The organism is Cupriavidus sp. 94F1, from assembly GCF_057798875.1.
In genome coordinates this window covers 368,880-388,487 of the sequence record NZ_JBYOJT010000002.1, presented here as the reverse complement: position 1 = coordinate 388,487, position 19,608 = coordinate 368,880, and the positions used below count along the sequence as shown (strand labels likewise).

At 65.9% G+C, this 19,608-nt stretch carries 19 protein-coding genes and 1 tRNA gene; 9 read left to right on the top strand and 11 right to left on the bottom strand.

All coding sequences use genetic code 11. From position 1 onward, the window contains the following. The first annotated feature begins 51 nt into the window (after positions 1–51). A complete protein-coding gene (gene paeA, locus AC3FJ6_RS05825; RefSeq protein ID WP_488771085.1) occupies positions 52–1,377 on the top strand; it encodes a polyamine export protein PaeA in 1,326 nt (441 codons plus the stop codon). 30 nt (positions 1,378–1,407) lie between these two features. Here the strand turns inward: paeA and AC3FJ6_RS05820 are convergent, their stop codons facing one another. The 4 genes from AC3FJ6_RS05820 to AC3FJ6_RS05805 all read right to left on the bottom strand — a co-directional run bounded on the left by AC3FJ6_RS05820 (position 1,408) and on the right by AC3FJ6_RS05805 (position 4,996). Then, positions 1,408–1,860, bottom strand: a complete 453-nt coding sequence (locus AC3FJ6_RS05820) for a hypothetical protein (protein ID WP_488771084.1) — start codon at positions 1,858–1,860, stop codon at positions 1,408–1,410. A gap of 153 nt (positions 1,861–2,013) precedes the next feature. Continuing rightward, positions 2,014–2,103: transfer RNA gene (locus tag AC3FJ6_RS05815), tRNA-Ser, on the bottom strand. Positions 2,104–2,188: 85 nt separating this feature from the next. Continuing rightward, positions 2,189–3,496, bottom strand: coding sequence for a serine--tRNA ligase (gene serS / locus AC3FJ6_RS05810; RefSeq protein WP_153946823.1), 1,308 nt, complete (start codon positions 3,494–3,496; stop codon positions 2,189–2,191). Positions 3,497–3,640: 144 nt separating this feature from the next. After that, positions 3,641–4,996 (bottom strand): replication-associated recombination protein A, encoded by a 1,356-nt coding sequence (locus AC3FJ6_RS05805; RefSeq protein ID WP_488771083.1) that lies wholly within the window; start codon positions 4,994–4,996, stop codon positions 3,641–3,643. A 230-nt stretch (positions 4,997–5,226) separates the two neighbouring features. Between AC3FJ6_RS05805 and AC3FJ6_RS05800 the strand changes: the two genes are divergently transcribed. Continuing rightward, a complete protein-coding gene (locus tag AC3FJ6_RS05800; RefSeq protein WP_488771082.1) occupies positions 5,227–5,910 on the top strand; it encodes a hypothetical protein in 684 nt (227 codons plus the stop codon). A gap of 160 nt (positions 5,911–6,070) precedes the next feature. After that, entirely contained in the window at positions 6,071–6,241 is a 171-nt protein-coding gene (locus AC3FJ6_RS05795) for a hypothetical protein (RefSeq protein ID WP_194946480.1), read from the top strand. A 49-nt stretch (positions 6,242–6,290) separates the two neighbouring features. On the opposite strand, the gene AC3FJ6_RS05790 is transcribed toward AC3FJ6_RS05795, so the two are convergent. The 3 genes from AC3FJ6_RS05790 to AC3FJ6_RS05780 form a co-directional block, all read right to left on the bottom strand. Beyond that, positions 6,291–6,725: a hypothetical protein gene (locus AC3FJ6_RS05790; RefSeq protein WP_488771081.1), complete on the bottom strand. Its 435-nt coding sequence runs from the start codon at positions 6,723–6,725 to the stop codon at positions 6,291–6,293. Positions 6,726–6,786: 61 nt separating this feature from the next. Beyond that, on the bottom strand, positions 6,787–7,422 hold the full coding sequence (lolA, locus tag AC3FJ6_RS05785) for an outer membrane lipoprotein chaperone LolA (protein WP_488771080.1): 636 nt from the start codon (positions 7,420–7,422) through the stop codon (positions 6,787–6,789). A gap of 128 nt (positions 7,423–7,550) precedes the next feature. Continuing rightward, complete coding sequence (locus tag AC3FJ6_RS05780; protein WP_488771079.1) at positions 7,551–9,884, bottom strand: DNA translocase FtsK; 2,334 nt, start codon at positions 9,882–9,884, stop codon at positions 7,551–7,553. A gap of 181 nt (positions 9,885–10,065) precedes the next feature. Here AC3FJ6_RS05780 and trxB point away from each other — a divergent pair, with 181 nt between their 5' ends. From trxB to AC3FJ6_RS05765, 3 genes are all read left to right on the top strand, one after another. Continuing rightward, positions 10,066–11,019, top strand: coding sequence for a thioredoxin-disulfide reductase (gene trxB / locus AC3FJ6_RS05775; protein WP_488771078.1), 954 nt, complete (start codon positions 10,066–10,068; stop codon positions 11,017–11,019). A gap of 115 nt (positions 11,020–11,134) precedes the next feature. Further along, positions 11,135–11,800, top strand: coding sequence for a Smr/MutS family protein (locus AC3FJ6_RS05770; RefSeq protein WP_400393241.1), 666 nt, complete (start codon positions 11,135–11,137; stop codon positions 11,798–11,800). A gap of 8 nt (positions 11,801–11,808) precedes the next feature. Further along, positions 11,809–12,456, top strand: coding sequence for a trimeric intracellular cation channel family protein (locus AC3FJ6_RS05765; RefSeq protein ID WP_153946764.1), 648 nt, complete (start codon positions 11,809–11,811; stop codon positions 12,454–12,456). 60 nt (positions 12,457–12,516) lie between these two features. On the opposite strand, the gene glnK is transcribed toward AC3FJ6_RS05765, so the two are convergent. Further along, the gene (gene glnK / locus AC3FJ6_RS05760) at positions 12,517–12,855 is read right to left on the bottom strand and encodes a P-II family nitrogen regulator (protein ID WP_006162803.1); all 339 of its coding nucleotides are present in this window, start codon (positions 12,853–12,855) and stop codon (positions 12,517–12,519) included. A gap of 116 nt (positions 12,856–12,971) precedes the next feature. Next, positions 12,972–15,062, bottom strand: a complete 2,091-nt coding sequence (locus tag AC3FJ6_RS05755) for an NAD(+) synthase (protein WP_488771077.1) — start codon at positions 15,060–15,062, stop codon at positions 12,972–12,974. Positions 15,063–15,227: 165 nt separating this feature from the next. Between AC3FJ6_RS05755 and AC3FJ6_RS05750 the strand changes: the two genes are divergently transcribed. After that, entirely contained in the window at positions 15,228–16,427 is a 1,200-nt protein-coding gene (locus AC3FJ6_RS05750) for a GNAT family N-acetyltransferase (RefSeq protein ID WP_488771076.1), read from the top strand. Positions 16,428–16,451: 24 nt separating this feature from the next. Here AC3FJ6_RS05750 and AC3FJ6_RS05745 read toward each other — a convergent pair whose 3' ends face one another. Both AC3FJ6_RS05745 and ppa read right to left on the bottom strand, forming a co-directional pair. Further along, positions 16,452–17,027: a cytochrome b gene (locus tag AC3FJ6_RS05745; protein WP_488771074.1), complete on the bottom strand. Its 576-nt coding sequence runs from the start codon at positions 17,025–17,027 to the stop codon at positions 16,452–16,454. 137 nt (positions 17,028–17,164) lie between these two features. Further along, on the bottom strand, positions 17,165–17,692 hold the full coding sequence (ppa, locus tag AC3FJ6_RS05740; RefSeq protein WP_066739261.1) for an inorganic diphosphatase: 528 nt from the start codon (positions 17,690–17,692) through the stop codon (positions 17,165–17,167). A gap of 184 nt (positions 17,693–17,876) precedes the next feature. On the opposite strand from ppa, the gene AC3FJ6_RS05735 reads away from it, so the two are divergent. Both AC3FJ6_RS05735 and AC3FJ6_RS05730 read left to right on the top strand, forming a co-directional pair. After that, positions 17,877–19,313: an aldehyde dehydrogenase family protein gene (locus AC3FJ6_RS05735; protein WP_153946760.1), complete on the top strand. Its 1,437-nt coding sequence runs from the start codon at positions 17,877–17,879 to the stop codon at positions 19,311–19,313. Then, positions 19,306–19,545, top strand: coding sequence for a hypothetical protein (locus AC3FJ6_RS05730; RefSeq protein WP_153946759.1), 240 nt, complete (start codon positions 19,306–19,308; stop codon positions 19,543–19,545). Before AC3FJ6_RS05735 ends, AC3FJ6_RS05730 begins: the two co-directional genes overlap by 8 nt. The last annotated feature ends 63 nt before the right edge of the window (positions 19,546–19,608 follow it).

The window sequence follows — 19,608 nt, the reverse complement described above, 5'->3', positions numbered from 1 at the left end:
ACCACGGCGTACACCATCATTAATCCGCCCCGACGGGCGCGTGACCTTCCTATGTTCGTCCTGACCCTAGTCCTGCTGGTGCTGGTGAGCGCGTTCTTCTCGATCTCCGAGATCGCCCTGACCGCAGCCCGGCGTACCAAGCTCCAAGTCCTCTCCGATCGCGGCGATCGCCGCGCCACCAAGGTATTGCTGCTCAAGGAAGAGCCCGGCAACTTCTTCACCGTCGTGCAGATCGGCGTGAACAGCGTGGCGATCCTGGCCGGTATCCTGGGCGAGAAACACGTCTCCGACCTGCTCTTCGACGCCCTGCTGCCCTGGCTCAGCCCCGACATCGCCCAGCGCGTGGCCAATATCGGATCATTCCTGGTGGTGACGCTGCTGTTCATCCAGTTTGCCGACCTGATTCCCAAGCGTGTGGCCATGACCTTCCCCGAGACCTGCGCGGTCCATGTGATCGGTCCGATGCTGACGATGCTGAGGCTGTTCAAGCCCGTGGTGTGGGTGTTCAACGCGGCCGCCGACGCGATGCTGAAGCTGCTGGGCATTCCGACCAAGCCCGTGGACCAGATCACGACCGAGGACATCGCGGCCATGGTCGATGCCGGCGCCGAGGCCGGCGTGCTGCACAAGCACGAGCTGCACCTGATCGAAAACGTGTTCGAACTGGACTCCAAACCGATCACCGCGATCATGACCCCGCGCGACGACGTGGTGTTCCTGACGCTCGACGAATCGGCCGACAGCGTGCGGCGCAAGCTGGTCAAGCAGCCGCACGCGCAGTACCCGGTCTGCGGCAAGACCATCGACGACGTGCTAGGCTGCATGGATTCCAAGGACATCCTGCAATTGCTGCTGGCTAACGAAAACGCGTCGGTGCTGGACGACATCGGCAAGCACTACGACAAGAACGTGCTGGTGATCCCGGACACGCTGACGCTATCCGAGTCGCTGACGCGCTTTCGCGAGATGCACGAGAGCTTTGCCGTGGTGATGAACGAATACGGGCTGGTGGTGGGTATCGTCACGCTGGACGATATCGTCGGCGCGGTGATGGGCGACATCCTCTACTCGGCCGAGGACGAACAGATCGTCCGGCGCGACGCCACGTCGTGGCTGGTGGACGGCCTGACGCCGCTGGTGGACCTGAAGAAGGCGCTGGAACTCGATACGCTGCCCGGCGAGGACTACGTCGACACCGCGGCCGGGCTGGTCATCTATTCGCTGAAGCGCATCCCGAAGAAATCGGAGTCGATCAGCGTGGCAGGCTTCCGCTTCGAAGTGCTCGACATCGACCATCACAAGATCGACCAGTTGCTGGTGTCGCGGATCGGTGCAAAGCAGGGTCAGGCCCCAGAACTGCCGCGGGGCCTGCCCTGACCGGGCAGCCTGCCCCTTGCCGTGCCAGGCTCAGCACTGGCCGCGCAACTGCTGTTCGCGCAGCCGCCGGTACTGGTCACTGGCCTGCTCGATCGACTGCCGCGTGTGGCGCTGCTGCATGTCGGTCTCCAGCGCACGCATCTGGTCGGCAATCGCACCGCACATCAACGCTTTCGAGGCGGGCTGCTGCTGGGCGGCGGCCTGATCGGACTGCGCGGCCCTGGCCTTGTTGGCAGCCCGTGCCTGGGCGCCGCTGTCGAGAATCGACTGCTCCTGCTGAAGCACCGAGTCATCCTTGCCAATCGTGGAGAAATTGCCACCCATCGAGCTGGTGACGTTGGCATAGCCGGCCGGGCAGGCGGCCGACTCGGTATAGAGCGTGCTGGCGCCCTTCTGGCATTTGGTCGTGGCAAGCGCCTCGCCGCCGGCAAGCGCAGCCAGCATGGCGATGACCATCACGAAACGTCCCCGAACCGCGTGCATGTCGTTACCTCTGTTGTTGTTTGCACGCAAGGTAACACGGCGGATTCGAACGCACAAAAACAAAACCGACGTCTGTTTTCACAGTACGTCGGCTTGAGTTTTACTACGCTGTTTTTGTCTGCCGGTGGTCGAATCAGTCAGCAGCTTCTTGTTTGGCGGAGAGGGTGGGATTCGAACCCACGGTACCGTTGCCGGTACGCCTGATTTCGAGTCAGGTACATTCGACCACTCTGCCACCTCTCCGGTAACTTGGTCGTTGCGTTAGCAGCGAAACCAAGATTATAGGGACATTGCCATCTGCTGCGCAAGCCCCTATGCACAAATTTTTTTACGCTTCCGGCTCCAGGCGCTCGATCCCGCCCATGTACGGCTGCAGCGCCTTGGGCACGGTGAGCGAACCATCGGCGTTCTGGTAGTTCTCCAGAATGGCCACCAGCGTGCGGCCCACGGCCAGGCCGGAGCCGTTCAGCGTATGCACCAGTTCCGGCTTGCCCTGGCCGGCGCGCGCACGGGCCTGCATGCGGCGGGCCTGGAAATCGCCCATGCTGGAGCACGAGCTGATCTCGCGGTAGGTGTTCTGCGCCGGGATCCACACCTCGATGTCATAGGTCTTGGTGCTGCCGAAGCCCATGTCGCCGGTACACAGCACCACGGTGCGGAACGGCAGTTCCAGCTTCTTCAGGATCGCCTCGGCGTGGCCGGTCATCTGCTCCAGCGCGTCCATCGACTGGTCGGCCGGCACCACCTGCACCATCTCGACCTTGTCGAACTGGTGCTGGCGGATCATGCCGCGCGTGTCCTTGCCGTACGAACCGGCTTCCGAGCGGAAGCACGGCGTATGGGCCACGAAGCGCAGCGGCAGCTTTTCGGCCGCGACGATCGCATCGCGCACGATGTTGGTCAGCGGCACCTCGGCAGTCGGGATCAGGTAGAAGTTCTCGATCGTGTCCTGGCCGTCCTCGCCACCCACCTTGCGCGGCACCTTGAACAGGTCGTCCTCGAACTTCGGCAGCTGCCCCGTGCCACGCATCGACGCGGCATTGACGATGTACGGCACGTACATCTCGGTGTAGCCGTGCTCCAGCGTGTGGGTATCCACCATCAGCTGCACCAGCGCGCGATGCATGCGCGCCACGCCGCCGCGCAGGAACGAGAAGCGCGAGCCGGTCACCTTCGACGCCGTTTCGAAGTCAAGACCCAGCCGGGCGCCGACGTCGACGTGGTCCTTCACCTCGAAATCGAACGTGCGCGGCGTGCCGACGCGGCGCACTTCCACGTTCTGGGTTTCGTCCTTGCCCACCGGCACGCTCTCGTGCGGCAGGTTCGGGATCGACATCATCGCGTCGTTGAGCTGGCTCTGGATCTGCGCCAGGCGCTCGGCCGACGCCTTCAGCGTGTCACCGATGCCGGCCACTTCGGCCATCGGGGCCGAGGCGTCCTCGCCCTTGCCCTTGAGCATGCCGATCTGCTTGGACAGCGTGTTGCGGCGGGCCTGCAGGTCCTCGGTCTGGGTCTGCAGCTGCTTGCGTTCGGCCTCCAGGGCCTGGAACGTGGCCACGTCGAGTTGAAAGCCGCGCGTGGCCAGGCGCTGGGCCACGGCGTCGATGTCTTTACGGAAAAGCTGGATGTCGAGCATGTTGCAATCGGTGTGCAGTGCCGGCGACATGCCGGCGAACGCGACATTTTACTGCACCGGCATGGCCGCACAGCACCGAATCTGCCCGGATTTCCTGTGCTTTTCGGGCGTTCGGCGGCGGATCCTGCCCGTGAACGGCCCGCATCAGCCCTTGTTGCCGTCTTCCGGCTTGCCCCGGCTGTCCCGATTATCCCGGTGCCAGGCGGCGTCCAGATCGCGCAGATGGCGCAGCTTGTCGCCAATTTTGCCCTCCAGCCCGCGCGGCGTGGGCTGGTACCAGTCCTGGCGGCGCAGGTCGTCCGGCAGGTAGTGCTCGCCGGCCGCATAGGCCTCCGGTTCGTCGTGCGCGTAGCGGTAGGCGTGGCCGTAGCCCAATTCCTTCATCAGCTTGGTCGGCGCGTTGCGCAGATGCACCGGCACCGGGCGCGACTTGTCCTTCGACACAAAGGCGCGCGCCGCGTTGTAGGCGTTGTAGCCGGCATTCGACTTGGGCGCCACCGCCAGATAGATCAACGCCTGGGCCAGCGCCAGCTCGCCTTCGGGTGAGCCCAGCCGTTCGTAGGTTTCCGACGCGTCCAGCGTGATGCGGGCGGCGCGCGGATCGGCCAGGCCGATGTCTTCCCACGCCATCCGCACGATGCGGCGCGCCAGGTAGCGCGGATCGGCGCCGCCATCGAGCATGCGGCAGAACCAGTACAGCGCGCCATCGGGGTCGGAGCCACGCACCGACTTGTGCAGCGCGCTGATCTGGTCGTAGAACGCGTCGCCACCCTTGTCGAAGCGCCGCAGGTTCTCGGACAGCGCGCTGCCCAGCAGGGCCGTGTCGATCGTCTGCACGCCGGCATTGCGCGCGGCGCGCACCACGATTTCCACGTTGTTGAGCAGCTTGCGCCCGTCGCCGTCGGCCGACCCGACGATCAGGCCCATCGCCTCGTCATCCCACTGCACACCGCCCAGTTCCTCGCTGGCGCGCTGCACCAGCTGCTTCAGCTCGGCCTCGTCCAGGGTCTTGAGCACGTAGACCGCGGCCCGCGACAGCAAGGCACCGTTGACCTCGAACGACGGGTTCTCGGTGGTCGCGCCGATAAACACGAACAGCCCGCTTTCCACATGCGGCAGGAACGCGTCCTGCTGGCTCTTGTTGAAGCGATGCACTTCGTCCACGAACACCAGCGTGCGGCGGCCATGGGCGCGGTACTGTTCGGCACGCTCCACCGCCTCGCGGATGTCCTTGACGCCCGACAGCACGGCCGACAGCGCGATGAATTCCGCGTCGAACGCATTGGCCATCAGCCGCGCCAGCGTGGTCTTGCCCACGCCGGGCGGACCCCACAGGATCATCGAATGCGGTTCGCCCGAGGCAAAAGCCACGCGCAGCGGACGGCCTTCGCCCAGCAGGTGCTGCTGGCCGATGACTTCGTCGATATTGCGCGGGCGCAGGCGCTCGGCCAGCGGCTGTCGGGAACGTTCAGGAGGGTCGGAAAACAGCGAATCCGCCACGGTACGGGAGCCTTTGTCGTGTGATAGCGCCGCCACAGGCGGCACGGAACGCCACAGTGTAGACGATCGGGGCCGGCGCGATCGGATTGCGTCAGCCCCTAAAGTCGGCTCCGGATCTGCCGATAACGTCCAATGGCCCGCGTTTCATGCACGCGGGAAGGTCGACGCCGGCACAACGACCGGCGGCTCACTTCAGAACCACTCACTGTTTGCGAAATTCGGGGATTTGTATGCTGCGATACCGCATGCTGATGTTCAAGCTGAACCGGCTGGCGAACAAGAACAAGCTCAACGGCGTGGAAGAAATCTCGCTGGCTGGCCAGTTTGCCGAACTGATCGAATCGCAGGAAGAGGCCGATCAGGTCATCACCGACCTGTTCGAGCATGAAAACGCGCACGTGCGCCGCATCGGCCTTGCCGCCATCCGCCGGTCCCGGCGCTACGGCGGCCGCCTGCTGCAGGGGGCGCTGCTGCGCCGCATGATCGACGTGGAAGGCTGGATTCGCCACGACGCGGTCTGGATTGTCCAGGAAGCCGACATGGACGGCGCCGAAGTGCGCGCCTCGCTGCGCCGCATCGCCGCCAATGTCAAGCTGCCGCAGGACGCCGTGCGCGCCAAGCAGAACCCCGCCGACGGCATGCTGCACGCCGCCGTGCGCGCCCGCCAGTACCTGGATGTGCTGATCGCGCGCTCAGCCGCCGCTCACAACGAGGCGCTCGCCGCTGGCGGTGGTCTGGCCGGCGCCACCGATGGCAAGCCGTACGCCCAGGATTCGGTCGGTCATATCCGCGCCGTCCACCGCCAGTTGCAACGCAAGCTGGCCGGCCGCAAGCTAAAAAGCAGCACCAAGCTCAAGTTCCGCAAGGTGGAACCTCGTTACGACGAAAACGACAACCGGCGCTTCCTGCTGTGACGGGCTCGCGGTGGCGTCATTGCGCGGTGCAGCAATGAGCGCGCTCGTGGTCCGATCTGAATTCTTTTGAAATGGGGCGCGCCGGGATGGGGGCGCCGTACCATGGCTGGCAGCCGGGGCGACCGCACCGGCCTGACCGGATCAGGAGGACACCACTGCCATGGCCATCACCACCCGCATGCGCAAGAAGAAGCAGTACAAGAAAGCCGTGCTGAAGCTGCGCGCCGCCATCAAGCGCGGCAACGAAGAGGCGATCCGCATCCGGCGCGAACAATTGCAGGCGCTGCCCAAGCCGCGCCAGCGTTACGCCCGCGAGTCATTGTCGGCGTAGGGGCCAGCCTCACGGGCTGACCTGGCGCGTCAGCGGTGCGCGTCGCCCGTCAGCCCTTGGCCCGTTCGGTCAGGGTCTTCATCGCATCCGCGGGCAGCGGCCCGTGGCAGCTGCGCTCGCCATTGGCTTGCCCAACGATCAGCCAGACCTTGTCGGGGGAGCCCGCTGGGTGCAGCACCCATGCCGGGCCGCGCGCCGTGTTGCTGGCGGGCAGGTCTTCCAGCACGCCGTTGTGCGGAGACTGCAGCAGCGTGGCACATTCGCCCTGCCCGATGCGCGTGGCCTTCAGGAAGTCGGCATTGCCCAGCACTTCGGGCAGCGCAGTGTCCGAGCCGCGCAGGAACGCATCGACGTCGAACTTGCTGGCCTGGCTGTGCGCGCAGGCGGACAGGACCAGCGCGGCGGCCAGCGCGCCACCCGGGGCGGCCAGGCGGGATACCGGGCGCAGGCTCGGCAGTCGGGGGAAGGCGGGGGCGTCTTTCATGGCTGTCCTCTGGCGTCTTTCTGGCTCTGTTTCGCGCTGTCTCGCTTCTCGGGTGCGCGCCTTACTGCTTCATCACGTCGGCACCCTTGGGTACCGTGAAGCGGAAGGTATCCGCCGGCAGCGACGGATTCTTCTGGATGGCCGTGAACGTCAGCAACGTGGTATTGCCGAACGCGTCGCGCAGCTCCATCGCCTCGAGGTTGCCGCTCTTGAAGCCAATGCCGATACGCTCGAACTGCGTGTCCTTCGACTTCGGCGTCAATTCCAGCCATTCCACGCCATCGCGCGTGGCGCCGTTCTTCACGTCGAAGTTCTTCGACAGGTCGTTGCTGCCGAACAGGATGGCCGCCGGGCTGGAGCCCAGCGCGTTGTCCAGCTTGCGCTCGGTGACCTGGTTCAGGTCCTTGTCGTAGATATAGAGCGTCTGGCCGTCGGCCTGCAGCAGCTGGTCATAGGGCTTGGTATAGCGCCAGGTGAACTTGCCCGGGCGCGAGAAAGCGAAGGTGCCGCTCGACGTGCCGGCCACCTTGGCATCGCCCCCCTGCCCCTTGATCTGCTTCTGCGTGAATTCGCCCCGGGCGCTCTTCACACTGGTCACAAAGGTCTGCAGCTGGTCGGTGGCGGCAGCGTGCGCGACCGGCACGGCGGCCAGCAACGCCAACGACGCGCACAGCGGCGCGAGAATGCGATGTCGCATGGATCGTTCCCTTACGATTTGGCTGATGTCCGATTAGAGCACGCCCCGGATTGGCAATTCCGCGACAGGCTGTGACGGGCGTAACGGTATATTACCCGTCACTTCAGTCTGTGCGGAATGCTGCGGCGTCAGTCGTCGGCCGTGGCGCTGCTGCCGGCCGGCACCAGGATGTCGCGGTTGCCGTTGCCCGACATGGCCGAGACCAGACCGGCCTTTTCCATATCTTCCAGCAGCCGTGCGGCGCGGTTGTAGCCGATGCGCAGATGCCGCTGCACCAGCGAAATCGACGCCCGGCGGTTCTTGATCACCACTTCCACGGCCTGGTCATAGAGCGGATCGGCCTCGCCACCGCCTGCGCCGCCGATGCCGGCGCCACCGCCCAGGCTGTCGCCCGCGCCATCGCCATCGACCAGCCCGCCTTCGAGGATGCCTTCGATATAGTTGGCCTCGCCGCCCTCCTTGAGCTTCTCGACCACGCGGTGGACTTCATCGTCGGACACGAACGCGCCGTGCACCCGCACGGGCATGCCAGTGCCGGGCGCCAAATAGAGCATGTCGCCCATGCCCAGCAGCGCCTCGGCGCCCTGCTGGTCCAGGATCGTGCGGGAATCGATCTTGCTGCTGACCTGGAACGCGATACGCGTCGGCACATTGGCCTTGATCAGGCCGGTAATCACGTCCACCGACGGCCGCTGCGTCGCCAGCACCAGGTGCAGGCCGGCGGCACGGGCCTTTTGCGCGATGCGGGCGATCAGCTCCTCGACCTTCTTGCCCACCACCATCATCAGGTCGGCCAGTTCGTCGATCACAATGACGATCGTCGGCAGCTTGTCCAGCGGCTCCGGGGCGTCCGGCGTCAGGCTGAACGGGTTCGGAATCTTCTCTTCCTTTGCCGCGGCCTCGTCGATCTTCTTGTTGTAGCCGGCCAGGTTGCGCACCCCCAGCTTGCTCATGAGCTTGTAGCGGCGCTCCATCTCGCCCACCGCCCAGTTCAGCGCGTTGCCGGCCTGGCGCATGTCGGTCACCACCGGGCACAACAGGTGCGGAATGCCCTCGTAGACGCTCATTTCGAGCATCTTCGGGTCGATCAGGATCAGGCGCACCTGGTCGGCGCGGGCCTTGTAAAGCAGCGACAGGATCATCGCGTTGATGCCCACCGACTTGCCCGAGCCCGTGGTACCGGCCACCATGCAGTGCGGCATCTTGGCCAGGTCGGCCACCATCGGCTTGCCGGCAATGTCCTTGCCCAGCGCCATGGTCAGACTCGACACGCTCTCGTTGTAGACCTGCGAGCCCAGGATTTCCGCCAGGCGCACGGTCTGGCGCTTCGGATTCGGCAGTTCCAGGCCCATGTAGTTCTTGCCCGGGATCGTCTCGACCACGCGGATCGACACCAGCGACAGGCTGCGCGCCAGGTCGCGCGCCAGATTCACCACCTGGCTGCCCTTCACGCCCGTAGCCGGCTCGATCTCGTAGCGCGTGATCACGGGGCCCGGATAGGCGGCCACGACCTTGACCTCGACGCCAAAGTCCTTGAGCTTCTTCTCGATCAGGCGCGACGTGTATTCCAGCGTCTCGGCGCTCACCGTTTCCTGCTGGGTCGGCACGGCGTCCAGCAGCGACAGCGGCGGCAGGTCCGTATCCTGGATATCGGCAAACAGCGGCTGCTGTTTCTCGCGCTCCACGCGCTCGTGCTTGGGCACGGCCTGCTGGCGCACGATCTGCACCGGCGCAGCTTCTTCGTGCTTCACGCGCTGCACTTCAACAGTTTCGGTACGTTCCACCTTGGCGGCCGCGCCGATGATGCGGTCCTGCTTCTTCTCGCGGCGGGCCTTGAAGCCCATGAACAGCGTCTCGACAAAGCCGCCCACGTGCTCGGCCACCGACAGCCACGAGAAATGGAAGAACAACGACAGGCCGATGGCAAACATCAGCAGCAGCAGCAGCGTGGCGCCCGAGAAACCCAGCGCCAGCTGCAGCCAGCCGCCGAGCAGGTCGCCCAGTACGCCACCGGGGGCGCGCGGCAGGGCCGAGCGCAGCGGGTACATGCGGATGGCTTCCAGGCCCATGCTGGACACCAGCGTCAGCGCAAACCCGATCCAGCTGACGGCGGTGCTGTGCTGGGGTTCTGGCATGCGCTCGGGCAGTTCGGCGGTCAGCACGCGCCAGCCGCGCCAGCAGCGGCGCATCAGCAGCACGCTCCACCAGTAGGCCGAAAAGCCGAAGATGAAGAAGAGGATATCGGCCACCCAGGCGCCCACGCGGCCGCCAAGGTTGCGGATATCGGACACCTGGCTGGCATGCGACCAGCCGGGGTCCGCCTTGCTGTAGCTGGCCAGCACGCACAGGAAGCCGAGCGTCACGGCAAGCAGCAGGAACCAGCGCACCTCGCCAAGCAGCTTGCCGATGCGCGATGGAAGTGCCGACGGGTCGGTCCGGGTAGTCGTGGTAGCGCGAGCCATGCGTCAGGGTCTGTTCGATCGTGCGAAGTGGACGATGGCGGCCATTTTAACCTCGCCCGCCCCTATCGCCTTCATTGGAATTTGCAACAGTCGGCAAACGCCGCGCCACATATAATGGCGGTTTCGAGTGACACCGGGGCGAATGCCGCACCGGCTCACTTGCTGTCTACAGGAACGCATCATGTCCGCAAAACACGCAAAAGTGCTGATTCTCGGGTCCGGCCCGGCCGGCTACACCGCCGCCGTCTACGCGGCCCGCGCCAACCTGAACCCGGTGCTGATCACCGGCCTGGCCCAGGGCGGCCAGCTGATGACCACGACCGACGTGGAAAACTGGCCCGCTGACGCTAACGGCGTCCAGGGCCCGGACTTGATGCAGCGATTCCTGGCGCATGCCGAGCGTTTCAACACCGAAATCATTTTCGATCACATTCATACGGCCAACCTGACCGAGAAGCCGATCCGGCTGATCGGCGACGCCGGCGAGTACACCTGCGACGCACTGATCATCGCCACCGGCGCCTCGGCACAGTACCTGGGCCTGCCGTCGGAAGAAAGCTTCATGGGCCGCGGCGTGTCCGCCTGCGCCACCTGCGACGGTTTCTTCTACAAGAACCAGGAAGTGGCCGTGATCGGCGGCGGCAATACGGCCGTGGAAGAGGCGCTGTACCTGTCGCATATCGCCAGCAAGGTTACCGTGATCCACCGCCGCGACAAGTTCCGCGCCGAGCCGATCCTGGTGGACCGCCTGCTCCAGCGCGTCAAGGAAGGCCGCGTGGAACTGCGCTACGACCATACGCTCGACGAAGTGCTGGGCGACCAGTCCGGCGTGACCGGCCTGCGTATCCGCAGCACCAAGGACACCACGAAGACCGAGGATCTCAAGCTTTCGGGCGTGTTCGTGGCCATCGGCCACAAGCCGAACACCGACCTGTTCGTGGGCCAGCTGGAAATGAAAAACGGCTACATCGTGACCAAGAGCGGCCTGTCGGGCGATGCCATGGCCACCAGCATCCCGGGCGTGTTCGCCGCCGGTGACGTGCAGGATCACGTCTATCGCCAGGCCATCACCAGCGCCGGCACGGGCTGCATGGCCGCGCTGGACGCCCAGCGTTATGTGGAAGCACTGAAGTAACTTCCCGCCGGTCGGCCGCTGGTCGGCCCCGGCGCGACGCCTACGGGGACGCCCGCCTTGCAGCGGCCGTCCCCGATTTCCTTATAATCGGTGCCGAGATTCCAGAGATTCTGCTATGTCGCAAGGCGCCAAAACCCCACCCAAGCGATTCGGCCTGCACGACCTGGCCGTGGTGCGTGACGGCCTCAAGGCCGATGCCGAGCGCCGCGAGGCCGAACGCAAGGCTGCCGAGGCCGCTGCGCGGCGGGCCGAGGAAGAGGCCAATGTCTTCCGGTCCAGTATCGGCTCGGTCAGCTCCCTGCGCGACCGCAATCGCGTGCAGCATGCCGCCAAGGCGCCTGCCCCCATTCCGGTACAGACCCAGCTCAATGACAAGGCGGTGCTGGCAGCGTCGCTGTCGGACGAGTTCGACGTCGAGAACCTGCTCGATATCGACGAAACCATGTCGTTCCGCCGGCCCGGCATCGGCGAGGATGTGATCAAAAAGCTGCGCCGTGGCGAGTGGGTGCCGCAGGACAAGGTGGACCTGCACGGCCTGCGCAGCGACGAAGCCCGCGAGGCGCTGGCCAGTTTCCTGCGCCGCTCGGTACGCAACGGCGTGCGTTGCGTACGGGTGATCCACGGCAAGGGCATCGGCTCGCCGGACAAGCTGCCCGTGCTCAAGGGCAAGGTCCGCAGCTGGCTGGTGCAGAAGGAAGAAGTGATCGCTTTCGTCCAGGCCCGCGAGTCGCAAGGCGGCGCGGGCGCCCTGATGGTCCTGCTGCGCCAGCCCAAAGCCTGACGCCCCCTATGCACCTTCACCTGCCGTTCGATCTGCTGATGGGGCGGCTGCCCCTGATCCTCCATGTCATGGAGATCACCGGGGTACTGGCGTTCGCCGTGTCGGGCGTGGTCGATGCCCGCAAGCAAAGGCTGGACGCTGTGGGCACGTTCATCGTGGCCTTCGCCACCGCCTTTGGCGGCGGCACCGTGCGCGACGTGCTGCTGGACCGGCGGCCGTTCTACTGGGTCGAGCACGAATACTACGTGCTGCTGATCTTTGCGATGTCGATTGGCGCGGCGATGGTGTTCCGGGTGGTCAGCACCGTGGCGTCCGACCGCGCGATGCTGGTGGCCGATGCCATCGGCCTGGGGCTGTTCTCGGTCACGGGCACGTCGCTGGCGCTGGTGGCGCAGATGACCCCGACCGTGGCCGTGATGATGGGCATCATCTCCGCCGTGTTTGGCGGCGTGCTGCGCGACGTGCTGTGCAACGAAGTGCCGATGATCCTGCGCGACCGCTCGCCCTATGCCAGCTGTTCGTTCGTGGGCTGCTGGGTCTACGTGGGGCTGACGTGGCTGCGCGCCGACCAGGAGGTGGCGCTGCTGTCCGGAGCGCTGGTGACGATGGGAATGCGGCTGCTGTCGGTCCAGTTCGGATGGAAGCTGCCGAGTTAGCCGCGCACAGGCATAAAAAAACCGGCCCATAAGCCGGTTTCTCTTCAAACGTGGTGTCGCTCAGACCGCCGCTTCGTCCTGTTCGCCGGTACGAATGCGGATCACGCGTTCGATTTCGGTCACGAAGATCTTGCCGTCGCCAATCTTGCCCGTGTGGGCGGCCTTGACGATGGCATCGAGCACGGTGTCCAGCTGGTTCTCAGCCACCACCACTTCGATCTTGATCTTCGGCAGGAAGTCGACCACATACTCGGCGCCGCGGTACAGCTCGGTATGACCTTTCTGGCGGCCAAACCCCTTTACCTCGGTCACCGTCAGACCGGTCACGCCCACGTCGGCCAGTGCTTCGCGCACTTCGTCAAGCTTGAACGGTTTGATGATGGCGGTAATCTGCTTCATGGCTGGCCTCTGTCTCTAAAGGTGTCGGAAGATGTCAGATTCTAGCCCGAAACACCACACGCCGATTGCGAGAAGTCCCACATTGCCCGCAATCGGCGTGCCAGACGCCAGGACAATTAGTCCGCCTGATCCGGAATCCGGGCCAGATCCCGGACCCACACGACCGACTCGCCGTCGCTGGGCGCCCGCCAGTCGCCGCGCGGCGACAGCGATCCGCCCGACCCCACCTTGGGCGCGTTCGGGATGCACGACCGCTTGAACTGGCTGGTCCGGAAGAACCGGTCGACGAAAATCCCGAGGATGCGCTTGATTTCCGGCAGTTGATAGCTGTTACGGGCGACATGCGGCCCGTTCGGCCACGTGCCGCGCGCCACGTCGCCCCACGCGTGCAGCGCCAGGAATGCGACCTTGGACGGCGCATAGCCATAGCGCAGCGTGTAGTACAGGTTGAAATCCTGCAGTTCGTACGGCCCGATGATCTGCTCGGTCTTCTGCCCAGGCGCCTCGTCCTGCCCGTTGGCGGCGGGGGCGCCCGGCACCAGTTCGGGGCTGATATCGGTGTCCAGCACCGCCAGCAGCACGTCCTCGCCGCCCTTGCCGATCTGGCTGGTCTCGGCCACCCAGCGCACCAGGTGGCTGATCAGCGTCTTGGGCACGCTGGCGTTGACGTTGTAGTGCGACATGTGGTCGCCCACGCCATAGGTGCACCAGCCCAGCGCCAGTTCGCTGAGATCGCCGGTGCCGATCACGATCGCGCCGTTATGGTTGGCCAGCCGGAACAGGTGGTTGGTGCGCTCGCCGGCCTGCACGTTCTCGAACGTGACGTCATAGACCGGCTCGCCCCGAGCATAGGGGTGATCCAGATCCTTCAGCATGGCCAGGCAGCTTGGCCGGATGTCGATCTCGCGCGCCGTGCAGCCCACGGCCTGCATCAGTTCGCGCGCCTGCTTCAGCGTGCGGTCGCTGGTGGCGAACCCAGGCATCGTATAGGCCAGGATATTGGCGCGCGGCAGGCCAAGGCGGTCCATCGCCTTGGCGCAGACCAGCAGCGCATGCGTGGAATCGAGCCCGCCCGACACGCCTATCACCACTTTCTGGATGCGGCTTGACGACAGCCGTTGCACCAGCGCCTGCACCTGGATGTTGTAGACCTCCATGCAACGTTCGTCGCGGCGGCGCGGGTCGGCCGGCACATAGGGGAACCGCTCGACCTTGCGCTCCAGCGGCAGCGCCTGCGCGGTCGGCAGTGCCACCTGGAAAGCCACCACGTCGAACTTCTCGACCTCTTCCTTGTGCCGGCGCACCGACTGGCCGAACGACGTCTGGTGCATGCGCTCGCGCGACAGGCGCTCCAGGTCGATATCGGCGAACAGCAGGTGCGAGGTGTCGGCAAAACGCTCCGATTCGCCCAGCAGCTCGCCGTTTTCGTAGATCAGCGCCTGGCCGTCCCAGGCCAGGTCGGTGGTCGACTCGCCCTTGCCGGCCGACGTGTAGAGGTAGGCCGCCAGGCAGCGCGCCGACTGCTGCGACACCAGCTGATGGCGGTAGCCCGACTTGCCGACCACGATATTCGACGCCGACAGGTTCACCAGCACCGTGGCGCCGGCCAGCGCCGCAAACGACGACGGCGGGATCGGCACCCAGACGTCCTCGCAGATTTCGGCATGGAAGCGGAAGAACGGGATATTCTCGATCTCGAACAACAGGTTCGCCCCGAACGGCACTTCGGCGCCCAGCAGCGACACCGTGTCGACGGCCGCACAGTCGGCACTGCTGAACTGGCGCGCCTCGTAGAATTCCCAGTAGTTCGGCAGGTAGGTCTTCGGCACCACGCCCTGCACCACGCCGTTGGCCACCACCACGGCGCAATTGAACAGCTGGTGCTCCACCAGCACCGGCATGCCGACGATCATGGCGGCGCCGATGCCGGCCGAGGCTTCGACGATGGCCTGCAGCGCCAGCTCGCATTCGCGCAGCAGCGCGCGCTGGTGGAACAGGTCGTCACAGGTATAGGCCGGCAGGCCCAGTTCGGGAAACGCCACCAGCACGGCGCCGCCGTCGGCGGCCTGGCGCGCCAGGGCAAGGGTCTGTTCGGCGTTGTAGGCGGGATCGGCCACGCGGCACTCGGGCACGCCAACGGCCACGCGCGCAAAGCCGTGGGAATAGAGGTTGAAGAAGGGGTGCGTGGGGTGCGTGGGGTGCGTCATGTCTGGACCCGTACCGGGAAGGCACGTCGGGGGAGTGGACATCGGAAAACGGATATGCGCATTCTACGACGCCCTGCGCCAGGCCGGCGTCAGCGTCACGCTGACGACGCCTGCAGCACAATTTCAATTCCGGTAGACTCGCCCGGCACCTATGCCCACCCGTCCATGAGTGATTCGCGCCCCAACTACCGCACGGAAATCGTGCTGGACCTTGCCGAAATCGATGCCGCCGCCTGGGACGCGCTGCTGGCCGCACAGACCGAACCCACGCCGTTCCTGCGCCACGCCTTCCTGCACGCCCTGCACGCCAGCGGCAGCGCCACCGACGCCACCGGCTGGTCGCCCCGCTTCCTGACGCTCTGGGTGCCCGACGGCAACGGCCCGGGGCGCGACCGCCTGGCGGCGGCCATGCCGCTCTATGCCAAGTCCCACTCGTATGGCGAATACGTCTTCGACTGGGCCTGGGCCGACGCCTATCGCCAGCACGGGCTCGACTACTACCCGAAGTGGCTGGCGGCGGTGCCGTTCACGCCGGTGCGCGGCGCCCGGCTGCTGGCCGAGGACGACCTGGCGCGCACGGTGCTGCTGCGGTTCGCGCTGGCGCTGGCCGAGGAAAGCCAGCTGTCGTCGCTGCACATCCTGTTTCCGTCCGACCACGAGGCCGACCTGATGCAGGAGGCCGGCATGATGATGCGCCACGGCGTGCAGTTCCACTGGACCAACCCGGGCTACGCGGACTTCGACGCCTTTCTGGCCACGCTGTCGCAGAAGAAGCGCAAGAACATCCGCGCCGAGCGGCGGCGCGTCGCCGAGGCCGGCATCACGTTCCGCCAGTTGCGCGGTGCGGCGATCGACGACGCGGCCTGGAAGTTCTTCAACGGCTGCTACCGGCAGACGTACCGCGAGCACCATTCCACACCCTACCTGAACCTGGATTTCTTCCGGCGCATTGGCGAGGCGATGCCGGAGAACCTGCTGCTCGTCATCGCCACGCGCAACGGCGCCGATATCGCCAGCGCCCTGCTGGTCTACGATGCCGATCCGGCGGTCAGCACACTGTATGGCCGCTACTGGGGGGCGCTGGAACACCACCCCTGCCTGCATTTCGAGACAGCCTACTACCAGCCGCTGGAGTTCTGCATCGCCGAGGGCATCGGCACGTTCGAAGGCGGGGCGCAGGGCGAGCACAAGATGGCGCGCGGCTTCCTGCCCGTGGCCACCCGTTCGGCGCACTGGCTGGCCCATCCGTCCTTTGCCGACGCCGTGGAACGCTTCCTGGAGCGCGAGCGCCAGGGCATGGATGCCTACCTGGACGAGCTGAACGACCGCAATCCGTTTGCGCGGCCGGCGGGCGGCGGCGACTGAGGCACACCGGGCCCGCCTGCCAGCCTATCGGCGCGGCAGCATCCGCCGCATCGTGTTGTCGCCGAGCATGTAGTGGTGGAACAGCGCGGCCATCGCGTGCAGGCCGATCACCAGATAGAAGGCGTTGCCTATCGTCTCGTGGATCTCGCCCAGCCAGTCCTTGCGCGCGGCGTCGGGCGCGATCAGCGGCGGCAAGCCGATGTCCGTGCCCGGCAGCATCAATTCGCGTCCGGCCGCGTTCATCATCAGGATGCCCAGGATGGGCTGCGCCACCAGGAACAGGTACAGCAGGCCGTGCACGGCCGCCCCGGCCAGCTGGCCCAGGCGCGGATACGCTTCGGGCGCCGGGGCACCGCGCACCGCACGCCAGAGCAGGCGTGGCACGATCAACGCCAGCACCAGCGCGCCCGACCACTTGTGGACTTCCATGGCCACCATGCGCGCGGCGGTGCCCTTGTCGGTAAAGCCGCGCAGTTCGATCGCGGCGTACGCCACGGCCACCAGCACGAACATCAGCCAGTGGAACGCGATGGCCACCGCGTCATAGCGGGCGAATGTGGCCGCGTCGGGCGCGGTCGCGGTGCCTTGTTGGACAGGCATCGGTACTCCATTTGGTTGTGGGGATCGGCCGGAAGCTTAGGGCCTGGTCCGGTGCCTCGCCTTGCCGCCGATCATCGCCCCAACAAAAAACCCCGCCGTGAAGCGGGGTTTTCCTCGGACCATCGGCAGCGACGCGATTACTTCTTGAAGTTCGCCACGCCGTCGGTGATTTCCTTGTGGGCTTCCTCGATGCCGGCCCAGCCTTCGACCTTGACCCACTTGCCTGCTTCGAGTGCCTTGTAGTTCTCAAAGAAGTGCTTGATCTGGTCGAGCGTATTTTGCGCCACATCCGACAGGCCCTTGATGTGGGCGGTGGCAGGGCTCAGCTTGTCCACCGGCACGGCCACCAGCTTGGCGTCCACGCCCGACTCGTCGGTCATCTTCAGCATGCCCAGGGCGCGGCAGCGCACGACGGCACCGGCCAGGATCGGGAACGGGGTCAGCACCAGCACATCCACCGGGTCGCCGTCGCCCGACAGCGTCTGCGGGATGAAGCCGTAGTTGGCCGGGTAGCGCATGCCCGTGCCGATGAAGCGGTCCACGAACAGCAGGCCGGTTTCCTTGTCGGCCTCGTACTTCACCGGATCGCTTTGCGCGGAGATCTCGATGATGACGTTGAAATCGTTGGGAAGGTCCTTGCCCGGGGAGACGAGGTTGAAGCTCATGCGAGTTCTCCGAATACCTGTGGAATGGGATGGGCGGCATTATAGCGGGTCGGCCCTGACCGCAGCCTGACACCCGCCGCCACGCCGTGTGGCGCTTGATGCCTTGCACGCCCGGCGCGGTGCGCGATAATGCGGCATTCCCGATTTCAGCATTTGCTCCATAACCGGAGCCGTGGAGACCTGCATGCATGCCCAGCATTTCGTCGCCAATCGCCTGATCGCCCCCGATTCCGGCCTGCGCATCAAGGTGTTCGACCCCTCCAACGGCGAGCCGTTCGCCGAGATCGCCCGCGGCAACGCCACCGATATCAGCGTGGCCGTCCGCGCCGCCCGCCAGGCTTTCGAAGGCCAGTGGGGCGCGATGAACCCGGCAGACCGCGTGCGCCTGCTGAACCGCGTGGCGCTCAAGCTGATCGAGCACGAGGACGAACTGGCCGCGCTGGAAGCGCGCGACACCGGCAAGCCGCTGCGCCAGGCCCGCGCCGACGCCCGCGCCGTGGCCCGCTATTTCGAGTTCTACGCGGGCGCGGCCGACAAGCTGCACGGCGAGACCATTCCCTACACCACCGGCTACACGGTACTCACCGTGCGTGAACCCCATGGCGTGACCGGCCACATCGTCCCCTGGAACTACCCGCTGCAGATCTTCGGCCGCAGCGTGGGCGCGGCGCTGGCCACCGGCAACGCCTGCGTGGTGAAGCCCGCCGAGGACGCCTGCCTGTCGATCCTGCGCGTGGCCGAACTGGCTGCCGAAGCCGGGCTGCCCGAGGGCGCGCTGAACATCGTCACCGGCTACGGCCACGAGGCGGGCGCGGCGCTGGCCCGCCATCCGGGGATCAACCATATTTCGTTCACGGGGTCGCCGGACACCGGCAAGCTCGTGTCGCAACTGGCCGCCGAGAACCATGTGCCGGTGACGCTGGAACTGGGCGGCAAGTCGCCGCAGGTGGTGTTTGCCGATGCCGACCTCGACGCGCTGCTGCCCGTGGTGGTCAACGGCATCGTGCAGAATGCCGGCCAGACCTGCTCGGCCGGCAGCCGCCTGCTGGTGGAGCGGCCCGTCTACGAGGCCCTGCTCGACCGGCTGTCGGGCGTGTTCGAGTCGCTGCGTGTCGGCCCGTCGGCGCTGGATCTGGAATGCGGCCCGCTGATCAGCCGCAAGCAGCAGCAGCGCGTGTGGGATTTCGTATCCGATGCCCAGCACGACGGCATTGCCGTGATGGCCCAGGGCCAGATCGTGGGCGAGGCGCCGGAGTCCGGCTACTACCAGGTGCCGATGCTGTTCCGCGACGTGCCCGCCACGCACCGGCTGGCCCAGGAAGAAGTGTTCGGGCCGCTGCTGGCCGCCATGCCGTTCGATACCGAGGACGAGGCCATCCGCCTGGCCAACGGCACCGCGTATGGCCTGGTGGCCGGGGTCTGGACGCGCGACGGCGGCCGCCAGATGCGGCTGGCGCGCAAGCTGCGGGCCGGCCAGGTCTTCATCAACAACTATGGCGCCGGCGGCGGCGTCGAGCTGCCGTTCGGCGGCACAGGCCAGTCGGGCTATGGCCGCGAGAAGGGCTTCGAGGCCCTGTACGGATTCACCACTCTGAAAACCATCGCCATTCAACATGGGTAGCATCAACTTTCTATCGGTCGCCTTCGCCATCTTCTTTTTCTGGATGGCGTGGCATGTGCGAAACAAGCGCGCCACCAATCCGTCCGGCATGCCCCGCCTGCAGGTGTTCAAGCGCAAGTGGGGCGACACCGTGGGCGACCGCGTCCACTGGTGCATGTACGTGGCCCTGCCCTTCCTGCTCGGCATCATGATGGTAGCCAACGCCCTGCAGAACAAAGGCCCCTTCCACTGATTAAGACAATTCCGATGTTCCGCCCGTAGTGCGGCAACAGACCGCGCCGGGCTTCACCCAACT